Annotated in this window: 9 protein-coding genes; 6 read left to right on the plus strand and 3 right to left on the minus strand. The window is 71.9% G+C overall.

The features are described from left to right. Positions 1-15: 15 nt before the first annotated feature. Positions 16-882, plus strand: a complete 867-nt coding sequence (locus ACY34I_RS00700; protein ID WP_462751408.1) for a MauE/DoxX family redox-associated membrane protein — start codon at positions 16-18, stop codon at positions 880-882. 50 nt (positions 883-932) lie between these two features. On the opposite strand, the gene ACY34I_RS00705 is transcribed toward ACY34I_RS00700, so the two are convergent. Next, on the minus strand, positions 933-1,991 hold the full coding sequence (locus tag ACY34I_RS00705; RefSeq protein WP_462751410.1) for an ornithine cyclodeaminase family protein: 1,059 nt from the start codon (positions 1,989-1,991) through the stop codon (positions 933-935). Between the two features lie 284 nt (positions 1,992-2,275). Here ACY34I_RS00705 and ACY34I_RS00710 point away from each other — a divergent pair, with 284 nt between their 5' ends. Then, positions 2,276-6,610 carry an ExeM/NucH family extracellular endonuclease gene (locus ACY34I_RS00710; protein ID WP_462751412.1) on the plus strand — a complete coding sequence of 1,445 codons (4,335 nt, stop codon included), beginning with the start codon at positions 2,276-2,278 and terminating at the stop codon, positions 6,608-6,610. 147 nt (positions 6,611-6,757) lie between these two features. Continuing rightward, complete coding sequence (locus ACY34I_RS00715; protein ID WP_462751414.1) at positions 6,758-7,099, plus strand: hypothetical protein; 342 nt, start codon at positions 6,758-6,760, stop codon at positions 7,097-7,099. Between the two features lie 96 nt (positions 7,100-7,195). Here the strand turns inward: ACY34I_RS00715 and ACY34I_RS00720 are convergent, their stop codons facing one another. Continuing rightward, on the minus strand, positions 7,196-8,104 hold the full coding sequence (locus tag ACY34I_RS00720) for a methyltransferase domain-containing protein (RefSeq protein ID WP_462751416.1): 909 nt from the start codon (positions 8,102-8,104) through the stop codon (positions 7,196-7,198). A 340-nt stretch (positions 8,105-8,444) separates the two neighbouring features. Then, a complete protein-coding gene (locus ACY34I_RS00725; RefSeq protein WP_148798767.1) occupies positions 8,445-8,708 on the minus strand; it encodes a GlsB/YeaQ/YmgE family stress response membrane protein in 264 nt (87 codons plus the stop codon). Positions 8,709-8,949: 241 nt separating this feature from the next. Between ACY34I_RS00725 and ACY34I_RS00730 the strand changes: the two genes are divergently transcribed. The 3 genes from ACY34I_RS00730 (at position 8,950) to ACY34I_RS00740 (ending at position 13,361) form a co-directional block, all read left to right on the plus strand. After that, positions 8,950-9,294, plus strand: a complete 345-nt coding sequence (locus ACY34I_RS00730; RefSeq protein WP_462751419.1) for an ABC transporter permease — start codon at positions 8,950-8,952, stop codon at positions 9,292-9,294. 732 nt (positions 9,295-10,026) lie between these two features. Further along, positions 10,027-12,468 carry a transthyretin-like family protein gene (locus tag ACY34I_RS00735; RefSeq protein WP_462751421.1) on the plus strand — a complete coding sequence of 814 codons (2,442 nt, stop codon included), beginning with the start codon at positions 10,027-10,029 and terminating at the stop codon, positions 12,466-12,468. A 152-nt stretch (positions 12,469-12,620) separates the two neighbouring features. Next, the gene (locus tag ACY34I_RS00740; protein ID WP_462751423.1) at positions 12,621-13,361 is read left to right on the plus strand and encodes a hypothetical protein; all 741 of its coding nucleotides are present in this window, start codon (positions 12,621-12,623) and stop codon (positions 13,359-13,361) included. The last annotated feature ends 227 nt before the right edge of the window (positions 13,362-13,588 follow it).

Below are 13,588 nucleotides of genomic sequence, written 5' to 3' on the forward strand. Positions count from 1 at the left end.
CCGTTGGAGGAACCCATGATCGAAGTACTCGCGGCGCTGCAACCGCTGGTCCTCGGTGCGGTGCTGATCTGGTCCGCGCGCGTCAAGCTGTTCAGCCGGCGCGCCGCCGCGGCCGCCAACCGCTCGGCGCTCGTCCGCCTGATCGGGCAGGACCGGGCGCTGCCCGCGTACCGGGTGCTCGGCGGCGTGGAACTGACCCTCGGCGCGCTGCTCCTGGCGCCACCCGCGCTGCGGCTGGAGGCGATCGCCGCGACCGGGCTGGCCGTCGGCTTCCTCGCCTACCTCACGTACGCCCGCCGAGTGGCGCCGACCTCCTCCTGCGGCTGCCTGAGCGCCCAACCGATCCCCGTCTCCGGCCGCAGCCTGGCTCGGGCCGGCCTCCTGGTGGCGGCGGGCGTCCTCGCCGGCCTGGCCGCCGGCGGTTGGTGGACCGCGCTCGCGGCGCGGCCGCTGGCCGGCGCCGCGGTGCTGCTCGCCGAACTGGCGCTGGTGGTGGCGCTCTCGCCGGAGCTGGACGCGGCCTGGCTGCTGCCGCTGCGCCGGCTGCGCGCCTGGCTCACCCACCCGCTGCGGGGCGGCTCCGGCGTACCCCTGCTCGCCGCCGTGCAGCAGATCCAGCTCAGCGACGCCTACCGGCGGGTGGCGCCGCTGCTCCGCTCCGACGTGCGGGAGCACTGGGACGACGGCGACTGGCGCTTCGTCGGGCACGCCGCGCACTACCAGGGCCGTCCGGTGACCGCGGTGTTCGCCGTGCCACTGGCCGACCCGGAGCCGGACGCGGTGCGCGTCGCCGTGGTGGACGACGCCTCCGGGGAGACGCTGCTGAGCCTCGCCGGCACGCCCCGGCCCGCCGGCCCCCGACTCACCGTCGTCCCGGCCTAGCGGCTACGGAAGCGCAACGGGTCGTCGGCCCTCTCGTCGGCCAGGCGGGATCACCAGCTCCCGGTGGTCCCGCCTGATGCGGGCGGCGGGCGATCGGCTTCCGTGACGTCAGGGGCCAACGCGGCGGGCCGGGCCGGGGACCGCCCGGCCAGGTGGGCGCGGTAGATCTCGACGCCGACCACGAGATCCTGCCACGGCATGCCAACCCCCTTGAACAGCCGTGGTCCGCCGGCCGGCAGCCGCGTGCGACCGGTCACCAGGTCCCGCAGCGGATACAGGTCCTCGGCGCGGACGACGCCGGCGGACAGCGGAATGACGATGTCCCCCGCCTCGCGCCGGGTGCCGGCGAGCGACTCGACGACGACCCGGGAGCGGGCGACCAGCCTGTCGTCCACCTCGCGATGGTGCGGCGAGTGCGCACCGATCGCCACGACGACGGCGTCGGCCTTCACCAGCGCGCCGTCGAACAGCGGCGTGGCGGCGCTGGTGCAGCAGCAGATGAGGTCCGCCTGGGTCACCGCCTCCGTGCACGAGCCGGGATCGAACAGGCGTGCCGGCACGCCCCGGCCGTCGCACCACGCCGCGAGCCGTTCGCGCCGCGGGCCGTCCCTGCCCACCAGCGCGACCTCGCTGATCTCGTACAACGCGAGCATCGCCGCGACGTGGGCACGCGCCTGCGGACCGGTGCCGAACACCGTCAGCCGCAGCGGCGCGCCGGCCGTCGCGGGCAGCAGGTGCCGCACCGCGAGTGCGGACACCGCGGGGGTACGCAGGTTCGTCAACGCGGTGCCGTCGATGAGGGCCGCCGGCCGCTGCCCCGGTCCTTCGAACAGGACGAACGCTCCCTGGATCAGCGGCAGGCCCCGGCCGGCGTTGTCCGGGGTGCTGGTGAGCAGCTTGCAGCCGGTGTACCCGCCCCGCGTGGCGGGCATGACCAGCAGCTCGCCGGCCTGCGTGGCCACCCGCGAGCGGGGTGTCTCCCGTTCCGGGTCGAGCCCCTCGCGAAGCGCGGCCGCCAGGGCGTCCACCGCGGCCCGGATCGGGACCTCCGCGACGGCCGCCCCGGAGATCAGCCGCAGACCTCCGAAGGAGCCGATCGGCTCGGTCACGGTGGCCTCCGACGACGAACGGGTGACGGGACCCCAGCAGGTTACGAGGTAGGCCGTCGTGGGGTCACGCGCAGGTCCCGTCGCGTCGGCAGCCTCGCCCCATGCCCGCTTCGGCGCATAGCTCACCGTTGTCCGATCTTCTTGGCAATCCGGCCGACAGGCCAACCTGCTCCATACATCTGGCGGCTCCTCCTCGGACACCGATTGCCGATAGGTTGCACCAGTCCATCCCCCTATCGAAGGCCCCAGCTTTGAAGCTCCGAAGCACGCGCAGACCCCTCAGTGTGTTGGGCGTACTCGTCACGAGCGGTGCGCTCGCCCTGACCAGCAGCGCTCCAGTCCTCGCCGCCGAAACGGCGACCCCCTTCATCAGCGAAATTCACTACGACAACGCCGGTACCGACACCGGCGAGGCGATCGAGATCGAGGCGCCGGCCGGCTTCGACCTGACCGGCTGGCAGATCGTTCTCTACAACGGAGCGAACGGTGCGGCGTACAACACCCGCACGCTGAGCGGCCCGGTGCCGGCGGCCGGTGTGGTCGTCGCCAACTACCCGACCGACGGTATCCAGAACGGCTCCCCCGACGGGGTCGCGCTGGTCTCTCCCACCGGGACGGTGGCGGAGTTCCTCACCTACGAGGGCACGCTCACCGCGGTCGGCGGCCCCGCCAACGGGATGACCGGCACCGACATCGGGGTCGAGGAGACCTCCACCACCCCTGCCGGCCAGTCGCTGCAGAAGATCAACGGCAGCTGGAACCCCCCGGCGGCCAACACCTTCGGGGCCAAGAACGGCGGCGGCAACCCCGACCCGGGCCCCGACCCGGCTCCGGGCTGCACCGTCCCGGTCGACCGCACGATCGCGGAGGTCCAGGGCGCCGGCACCGCCACGCCGCTGGCGGGCACCCGGGTCACCGTCGAGGGCGTGGTGACCGCCGACCACCGCACCGGCGGCTACAACGGCATCTACGTGCAGACCGCCGGCAGCGGCGGAGACCGTCCGGTCGCCGCCGGCACCGCCTCCGACGGCCTCTTCGTCTACCTCACCACCAACACCGCGAACCACCCGTCGATCGCCATCGGCGACCGGGTACGGGTCAGCGGCACCCCGAGCGAGTTCAACGGCCTCACCCAGCTGAGCATCGCGGCCAAGAGCGACGTGCAGATCTGCGAGCACGGCGCGGCGCTGCCCGCCCCGGTCCCGGTCAGCCTGCCGCTGGCCGACGACGCCCGCGAGTCGGTCGAGTCGATGCTGGTGGCGCCGGTCGGCCAGTACACCGTCTCCGAGGTGTACAACACCAACCGGTACGGCGAGGTCGTGCTGGCCGCCGGTGACCGCCCGGCCCGGAACGCGACCGATGTCGCCCGCCCGGGCTCGGACGCCGCCAAGCAGGTGATCGCCGACAACAAGCTCCGCCGGATCCTGGTCGACGACGGCAAGACCACCAACCTGGCCACGGCCGGGCAGCTGCCGCCGTACCTGTCCAAGGAGAACCCGCTGCGGGTCGGCGACTCGGTCGAGGCGTTCGGGCCGTCGGTGCTGTCGTACGGCTTCAACGAGTGGCGGCTGCAGCCGACCACGCCGGTCAGCGCGGACACTCCGTCGGCGGGCCGGACCATCTTCAAGGCCACCAACCCGCGTACCTCCGCGCCGGCGAACGTCGGCGGGGACGTACGGCTGGCCAGCTTCAACGTCCTCAATTACTTCGTCCACTTCGGCGGGGACGCCCGTGGCGCGGCGAACGAGGCCGAGCTGGCCAAGCAGGAGGCGAAGATCGTCGCGGCGATCAGCGCCCTGGGCGCCGACGTGGTGGGGCTCGAGGAGATCGAGAACTCGGTACGGTTCAACGCCGGCGACCCGCAGCAGGCACTGAAGCGCCTGGTCAACGCGCTCAACGCCAAGGAGGGCGCGGGCACCTGGGACTACGTCCGCAGCCCGGCCGAGCTGCCCGCCCCGGCCCAGCAGGACTTCATCACCACGGCGATCATCTTCAAGCCGGCGAAGGTCCAGCCGAAGGGACCGTCGCGCTCGGTCAACGACGAGACCGTGTGGTTCAACGCCCGCGAGCCGATCGCCCAGACCTTCACCGCGGGGAAAATCTCCTTCACCGTGGTCGTCAACCACCTGAAGTCCAAGGGCGGCACCGGGACCGGCGACAACGCCGATGCCGGTGACGGTCAGGGCAGCTGGAACGGCGACCGGGTCCGGCAGGCCACCGCGCTGACCGCCTTCGTCGACCGGGTCAAGGCCGACAGCGGCACCGACGACGTGCTGCTGCTGGGTGACTTCAACGCCTACACCCAGGAGGACCCGATGCAGGTCCTCTACCAGGCCAAGTACCAGGATCTGAACGACACCGGCAAGGCCACCTACGTGTTCGGCGGCGAGTCGGGATCGCTCGACCACGCGCTCGTCTCCCCGTCGCTGGCGTCGCGGGTGACCGGGGTCGACGTGTGGCAGATCAACGCGGTCGAGTCGTTCGCCTTCCAGTACGACGGGCTGTCCGCCTTCTACGAGGCGAACCCGTACCGGGCCAGCGACCACAACCCGGTCGTGGTGGGCATCAGCACCAGCGCCAAGCCCGTCAACCTGCAGCTGCTGAGCATCAACGACTTCCACGGTCGGCTGGAGTCTCCGGCCACCGTCGGTGGTCAGCCGGTCGGCGGCGCCGCCCAGCTCGCCGGCCTGGTGGGCCAGCTGCGGGCGCAGAACCCGAACACCGCGTTCATCTCCGCCGGTGACAACATCGGCGCGTCCACGTTCATCTCGGCGATCGACGGGGACACCCCGACGATCGACGCGCTGAACGCCGCCGGGCTGGCCGCCTCGGCGGTCGGCAACCACGAGTTCGACAAGGGCATGGCCGACCTCACCGGCCGGGTGTCCGACCGCGCCGACTTCCCGTACCTGGGCGCCAACGTCTACCGCGGCGACACCCGGGCGCTGCCGGCGTACTCCGTCAGCACGGTGGGTGGGGTCCGGGTCGGCTTCGTCGGCGTCGTCACCGAGCAGACCGCGTCGCTGGTCAGCCCGGACGGCATCGCCGGCCTGACCTTCCGCGACCCGGTCGCCGAGGCCAACCTGGTCGCCGGGCAGCTCAAGGACGGCAACCCGGACAACGGCGAGGCCGACGTGGTGGTCCTGCTCGCGCACGAGGGCGCGGCGACGGAGCACATCAACTCCGCCGACGCGCTGGCCAACGACCCGGTGTTCGGCAAGTTCACCCGGGTCAACGCCACCATCGACGCGATCTTCAGCGGCCACACCCACCAGCCGTACGCGTTCAAGCTCCCCGTGCCGGGGTCGGACAAGCTGCGTCCGGTGGTGCAGGCCGAGGACTACGGCAAGCGGCTGGGCAAGGTCACCCTCACCTTCGACCCGAACACCGGTTCGGTGACCGGCGCCGACGCGCAGCTGGTCGACGTGGTCGGCGCGCCGCAGGACGCGGCGGTGGCCGACATCGTGGCCGCCGCCAAGGCCAAGGCCACCGAGCTGGGCAAGCAGCAGCTCGGGTCGATCACCGCGGACGTCAAGCGGGCCTACACCAACGGCAACGAGGACCGGGGCAAGGAGTCGGCGCTGGGCAACTTCATCGCCGACGTGCAGCTCGCCGGCACCAAGGACGCCGGCCGGGGCGGGGCGCAGATCGCGTTCATGAACCCGGGCGGCCTGCGCGCCGACCTGCTCTACCGGACCGACGGCACGGTGACCTACGCCGACGCCTTCGCGGTCCAGCCGTTCGCCAACGACGTGGTCACCAAGAGCTACACCGGCGCCCAGATCAAGCAGGTGCTGGAGGAGCAGTGGCAGCCCGACGGCGCGTCCCGTCCGGTGTTGTGGCTGGGTGTCTCGAAGGGGTTCAGCTACACCTACAACCCCGAGGCGCCCAAGGGCTCCCGGATCACCTCGATCAAGCTCAACGGCACGCCGCTCGACCCGTCGGGCACGTACCGGGTCACGGTGAACTCGTTCCTCGCCGCTGGTGGCGACAACTTCACCACCCTCGGCCAGGGCACCAACCCGGCGACCACCGGTGACAACGACCTCACCATGCTGGTGAGCTACTTCGCCGCGAACTCGCCGGTCACCGCGGACACCCAGCCGCGCTCGGCGATCGGGCAGGCCGGGCCGCAGTGCACCACGACCATCACCGGCACCTACGCCAAGCCGCTGGTGGTCACCGCCGGCCTGACCTGCCTGGAGAACGCCACCATCGGCGGCTCCGTCACGGTCAACCCGGGCGCCTCGCTGGTGGTCACCGGCGGCACCATCGGCGGACCGGTGTACGCCACCCGCCCGGTGCTGTTCGAGCTCTCCGACGCCACGGTGTCCGGCCCGGTGACGGTGTCCGGCGCGACCGGCGAGCTGGAGATCAGCAAGGGCAAGGTGAACGGCCCGGTGTCGGTCACCGCCAACACCGGTGGGGTGCGGATCGACACGGTCACCGTCGGCGGTCCGATCAGCGCCAACGGCAACGCCGGCAGCCAGCCGGTGGTGGTCGCCGGGAACACCATCGGCGGGCCGCTGGCCTGCTCGGGTAACACCCCGGCCCCGATGAACGAGAGCCGGCCGAACAGCGTGAAGGGCCCTGCCTCGGGGCAGTGCGCGCGACTGTAGTCCGGACGTGATCCCCGGTCAGCGGCCGGAGCCTGGCAGGCTCCGGCCGCTGACCCGTTGTGGGGGCACGCGCGGCCCGCCTCAGCCTCGCTCGCGGGCACCAGTGCCGCGACCACGGCGGAGGCGGGCGTTGCTACGCTCGCCGACGTGGGCGTGGACGTCGAGCTGGTCCGGGTCGAGCAGCTGGGTACGAGCCCGCGCCGCCGGCGGGAACATGAAATTGCCGTGGTCGGCGATCCACTCTTCCGGTTCGCTGCCCTTCTTGAGCGCTCCCAACACGCTGGCCGGACACCGATGCTGGACCGCATCGATCCCTACGGCTCACTGGAACTAACGCCCGCCGAGATGAACCAGTTTCTCGGCGAGTTGGACGTTCTCGCCGCGCTCGTCGAGGACATCGGTGAGCGGCAGGTGCTCGACGCCGTTCGAGGGCTCGCCAAGCGATGTCTCGCCGATCCGGACCTGCGGCTCCGATTCGCCGGCGACTAGGTCCCGTCTGGAGTTGTGATCACGGTGGTGTGGCGGCCGGCCGGTCGGCCGCTCCATGCTGCCACCCAGTTACCTGCAGAACTTCAGGCAGGCTGCTTAGCCTGGGCGGCGTCCCCATGCCGAGATCAGCGGCGCGAGGGTGAGGTCGAGCTCGCCGGCATCGACGGCGGCCAGGTGCGCGTCGATCTCGACGTCGTTGGCCAGCCCTGCGGCGAGCAACTCGGCGCGGACCATGCGCACCGTCGCAGCCTCCAGCCGGTCGCAGGCTACCCCGCCGACCGGGAAGCAGCCGGCCGCCGTAACGTCGACCAGGCCCGCCGCACGCAACGCCCGCGGCAGCGTACGGCCGTAGCGCAGATCGGCGCCGCGGCGGGTCATCAACTCCCGGACGGCGCGCCGCAGTCGGTTGGCGCGCCGCTGCGCCGGGCCAACCTCATCGAGGCAGGCCAGCGGCTGCAGCTCGGTGTCGGCATCCTCTATCAATAGCCAACCGCCGGGCCGCAGCGCCGCCACCATCGTCGCCAACGCCCGGGCACGGTCGGGCACGTGAACGAGCACGAGCCGCGCGTGCACCAGGTCAAACGTGCCTGGCTGCGGCGGCGGGTCCCCGACGATGTCGTGCCGGAGCACCTCGTACCCGCCGTGCGGGTCCAACCAGGCCGGATTGATGTCCGTGGCCAGCACGTAACCGGTTGGTCCGACGGCCGCGGCGAGTGCCTCGGGAATGCTGGGGCCTCCGGCACCAACTTCCCAGCAGCGCCAGCCCGCCCTCACTCCGAGCCGGTCGAAGTGCCCACGCGTGACACCGTCGAACAGCTCGGCCAGCCAGGTGAACCGCTCGCCCGCCTCCACCCGGGCGTTGTCGAGCAGGTAGCGGTGATCCGGCGAAGATCCGGGGGAGTCCGGCGATGGGGGCCCGGACCGCGCGCCAGCAGAATTCACCGGCCCGCCCGCGGTCGTGTCCGGCTCGGGCCCGGGGTCGACGACGGGCTGCGATGAACTCATGCCCACATCCTCACGCCCGACCCCGTGCTGTGTCAGCGCGACACGGGATGAAGCCAGACACAGCCCGGCTCCAGCCAACCAGGCCGACCCCTCACCCTCGACACGATCGCCCGCTCATCCGGGACCTCGGTGTCCCGACGCTCCCCCGGCCGCCTGGCCGCGCTGCGCCAACTCGTCCTCCAGGCCCCGGCGCCGATCGTCGCTCAGTCCTGTTTGGAGCAGCCGACCGGCCGGCCCCCACACCACTGTGATCACAACTCCAGACGGGACCTAGCTCTCCGCCGCGCCGAACACCGACGAACGCGGAGCCCCGCTGGCGGGCCGGCGGCGCTGCGGTGATTCAGCGGCGGCGGTAGGAGTTGGACGCTATCGAGACGCCGATCGCGGCGAAGATGACTTGGAGGGCCAGCTCGATCCAGTCGATGCCCCAGGTCTCCGCCACGCCGAGCACCGTGGCGACGAGGGTGCCGAGGACCGCGGCGACCACGCCGATGAGCACCGTGAGCCAGATCGGGATGCTCTGCCTGCCGGGTACGACCAGTCGGCCCAACGCGCCGATGATCAGACCGACGATGATCGCGGAGAGGATGCCGGTGACTTCCACGAGAGACCTGCCTTCCGACGGAATGTCGCTGCCCTCGATCATCGCCGGGGCTGGCAAGTCGCCACACCACCGGCCGTTCGAGGACGCTCGCCGGGAACGGGAAGCACGCCTGCTCGCCCTCGACCCGAACGGCGACCACGCGACGGTCCACGCCCGCCCCGGTAGGTCGTCCGCGCCCACGTCCGGCCACCTGGACGCCAGGCTCAGCAGCTTGCCGGGGCCGCCGCCGACATGAGCCGGCGTGGTGGTCACGCTCGTCCTCGGCGCCGCCGTCTTCGCCACCTTCTCGCTGATCATCGCCTGCCTGGTGCGGACCCGGGAACGGTTCCTCGGCATCGGCCAACTCCTCACCATGCCCCTGTTCTTCGCCTCCAACGCGATCTATCCCGTCGCGATCATGCCGCCCGCGCTGCAGTGGCTGGCCCGCGTCAATCCGCTCAGCTATCAGACCGACATCCTGCTCACCCTGATGCTGACGGGCGGCCGCAGCACCTTCGGGCTGCCGGTGGACTTCGCGGTGCTGATCTGCTCGCTGGTGCTTCTCGTCGTCATCGCCGCGCGCCTCTACCCGCGCGTCGTGCGGTGAGTCCGGGCTGCCGGGCACGGCTTGAGCGAGCCCTTCTCGCGCCGCGACTCGGCGGGCGTCCATCCCGGACATCCGTCCGTACCGTCGGTGGGAAGTCCCGATCGTGGTCGGGGCCTTCCCGCTGAGCAGCATTCGGTTGTCCCGCCGTTCTCAAGAGGTTCGCATAAATGTGACGGGCACCACGCCCGACTTTCCAAATATCGTGCGCCCATTCTCACCAATCGCCGGGCTGTAATCCCTTTCCCCGGGTCCGGTCCGGCACCCGCCTCGTCCGGGTGCCGCCCCGCCTGTGTCGAATCGCCGCAGGCCGCAGCCGGTCACCCCGGCCGGAAATCCTGTCCATAACAGATATCGCCAACTGCCGCCACCACAATTCCCGCCGGCGGGAACCGGCCGCGTCCGATGACCGACACCGCCACGGCTTTCCCAGTTGCTGCCAAGGTCGCGCTGGCCTGCTATGAGTCGACGCACCGCTGTCCACGAAACGGCAGCCGACCGCAGGAGGCGGCGCACGCCGCCGCCCGATCGGACGTTCGGACGGCGAGCGGCCGCCATTCGGTCGAATGAGTCGGGATTGTCAACCGAATCTGTCCATTGTCTTCGGTCGACGTGTCACTAACCGGTCAAAGGCTTTACCGAAAGGCACGCCGATATCAATGCTCACTCGGGGCCAAACAATGGCCCGGTCGACGCGGGCCCGACCACGGCCCAGCATCAGCGAGAGGAACACGAATGTTCAGCACGAAGGCCACCGGGCCCGCACGAACGGCGTTCGCCGTGCTCGTGTCGGGCGCGATGGTGGCACTCGCGGTCGGCACCGGTCCGGCGTACGCCGCGGACCCGAACGACGCCGCGAAGGCGCGTGCCACCCCCGCCTACCAGCCGGCGCGGGGCGAGACGTGCGGGCTACGCCCGTCGGCGAGCAAGAGCCTCAAGGACGAGACGCTGAGCTGCCTCGGCGTCGAGGCCAAGCTGGACCGCACTCCCGCCGTGGGCGAGACCGCGACCCTCCGGGTCACCGTGCGCGGCCAGGGCAAAATCGGACCGAGCGAGATCAGCGTCACCCTGCCGGCCGAGCTGGAGTGGGTCCAGACGCCGGCCGAGTTCGGTGCCCAGGACCGCAAGAGCACCCTGCCCGAGCGGGCCGGCACGGTCTCCGTCGCCCGGACGACCCGCACGCTGCGCGCCGACGACCGCTTCGCGTTCAGCGGCGTGGTCCGCGCGGTCAAGGCGGGGCAGGTGCAGATCCAGGTGCGGGCCACCGCTCCGCACGGCAAGGACGTCCAGGCCGGTCAGGACGACGTCTTCCTGACCATCGGGGAGAAGCCCGGGGTGTCCCGGCTCGGCCACGCCACGCCGGCCGGCGACAACGCCACCAAGCCCGTACCCACGGCGGCGCGCGCCCCCCGGCTGGCCGGGCAGAAGCCGCGCAGCGTCGGCGTGGACCGGGTGGCCGGCGAGGCGCGGGCGGAGGCCACGGCCAAGGGCCTGACCGCGATCAGCCCGCAGGCGGCGTGCGACACCCGGGTGGCCGGGAACTGGAGCTACCAGGACCAGAACGGCAGCTGGCACAACCAGATGAACTTCCAGGTGCAGGTCTGGGACGACGACACCTTCGGCGACTCGCTGCTCGCCACCGGCGTGACCGACGCCAACGGCAACTACAACATCTGCTTCGACTCGCAGGTCGAGGGCTGGCCGGACAGCGGCACCGCCGACATCTACCTCCGCTTCATCAGCTCGAACTCGCTGTGGCGGGTGCAGCGTGGCGGCAACCCGCTGTCCTTCCAGACCGGCACGACCAACGACGTACCCACCGGCAGCACGCTGAACCTCGGCTCGCTCACCGCCGCGGACGGCGCGCTGCAGCGCGGCCTGCACGCGTTCGACGCCGCGAACGACGCCTGGCTGTGGATCCCGAAGCCGAACAACCTCTGCTGGGACCAGGACGACACGAGCTGCCGGCAGGTGGTCATCAACTGGGCCCCGGACTCGACCGACGGCACCTACTACAACATCGGCGACAACCAGGTCCACCTGGCCGCCGACGACCCGAACGCGCCCGTCACGGTGGTGCACGAGATCGGCCACGCGGTGATGGACGACCTGTACAACGACAGCTTCCCGTCCGCGCCCAACTGCAGCCCGCACAGCATCACCGGCGCCAGCTCCGCGGGCTGCGCCTGGACCGAGGGTTGGGCCGAGTGGTTCCCGGCGACCGTCTACAACGATCCGTTCTACCGCTGGCCGAACGGCGCCTCGTTGAACCTGGAGAACGCGAGCTGGGGCAACGGCTGGGGCGAGGGTGACACGACCGAGGGCCGGATCGCCGGCGCCCTGATCGACATCACCGACTACGCCAACGAGGCGACCTGGGATCGGTACGGGGAAGGCCCGCTGAACATCTGGACCACCTCCCGACGGCACAACTCGGTGAACTTCGCGGACTTCTGGGCCCAGCGCGCCGCGGACGGGTTCAACGTGGCCGACTCCGGCGCCCTCGCGTCCGTCTACCAGAACACGATCGACTACCAGTTCCGGGACCCGCTGGGCAACTACGCCCCGCTCACCCGGCCGGCGCCGATCCCGCCGCACAACTTCGGCTACTCGACCTCGTGGAACTACTGGTCGGTGGTCGCGCTCAAGCCCAACTCCGGCGACCTGGACCTGCAGCTGTGGGACGACCGGGGGCAGGGCGCCTACCTGGCCGGCAGCGCCCAGGGCGGGACCAACGTCGACTTCGTCGCGGTCGACTCCAACCGCCGTGCGCTGGGTGACTACTACCCGCGGGTGGTCAACTACTCCGGCGGCGGTGGCTACCGGATCGAACTCGCCCAGGGCGCCGCGGTCCTGAACGCCGGCAGCAGCACGATCACCATGGGCACGAACAACGTGGCCACGGTGCGGGACACCTACCTGACCGCCGGGGTGCCGGTCACCATCTCGGTGGCGACCACCAACACCGGCCAGGACGCGGAGCTGTTCGTGCTGGACAGCGACTCGGCCAACGCCGGCACCTGGATCCGCTCGCGGTCCAGCGCGGTGGCCACCGCCACGAGCGGCGGGGCCGGCGCGACCGAGACGATCACCCTCACCCCCATCCGCAGCGCCTGGTACGGGGTCGTCGTGATCAACAAGGCGGGCTCCGGCAACTACACCCTCACCCGGTCCTGATCGTCGGGACCATTCCGGAACAACCGGTCCGGGGACGCCGACCATGGCGTCCCCGGACCGCCGTCCGTCCCCGGCGCGCTCCGGCCGGGACGGAACCGGCGGCACCGTCGTGGCGTCCGACCGGCGTGACCGCGACCCAGGAGGGCGATCCGATGCACCGAGGCAGAACGCTGACCCTGCTCGCCGTGCTCGCCGCAGCGGCGACAACCGCCGGCTGCGCCGGCCGGGGCGGCGGGGAACCGGAGCCGCCGACCGGTGGTGAGGCGCTGGTGCTGCGGCTGAGCGAACTGCCCGGCATGCTGGCGCCCGGTGGCGCCGCGGCCGTACCCCCGAGCTTCTCCCTGTTCGGTGACGGCCGGCTGATCAGCGTCGCCGCTCGGCCCTTCGGTGGCTGGCCGCAACTGCGCGAGGACCGGATCCCGCCGGACGGCGTACGCGATCTCTTCCGCGACGCGGCCGCGCTGCCGAACCATGCGCCGGTCGACGGCCCGGACGCGCCGGTCGTCCGGGTCGTCGTCGGCGCGACCGGCGGGCCGCGCACGGTCACCCTCCCCCGCTCCGACCCGGCGGCCACGCGGCTGCGGGCGGCGCTCGCCGGTCACGCGGCCGGGTCGCTGGTGCCGTACCGGCCGGCGGCCGTGGCGATCGTCGCCACGCCCGCCGATCCCACGGAACCGGCCCGGCCCTGGCCGTTGCCGACGCTGGCCGGTGAACCCCTGACGGGCACGGGAGCCGGCGCCAGCTGCCTGGTGCTGCGCGGCGCCGACCTGGAAACGGTCCGTCGGGAGACGGCCACGGCCGGCGCCGAGACGCGCTGGCGCAGCGCCGGTCAGGTGTGGCAGGTGGCACCACGCCCGCTGCTGCCCGACGAGACCGGCTGCGCGGACCTGTAGCCGCCACCCGGGTCGCTAATCCGCCGGCCGGGCGCGGTCAGCGCGCCCCCGCCCGGGTCACCGGGGAGCGGCTTGTCATCCCGCCCGCTCGGGGAATGCGGCACGGGCGGCCCGCCGGTCGGCCAGAGTCAGGGTGGGCACTCACCCGGGTGCCGGGCAGGGGCGGATCGAGCGATCATGGCGGGGCCGGCTGAGGGCAGCCACGACAGGCGCCCGGGCGGCAGGCC

This window comes from Micromonospora sp. RTBAU3-60 (assembly GCF_054963695.1).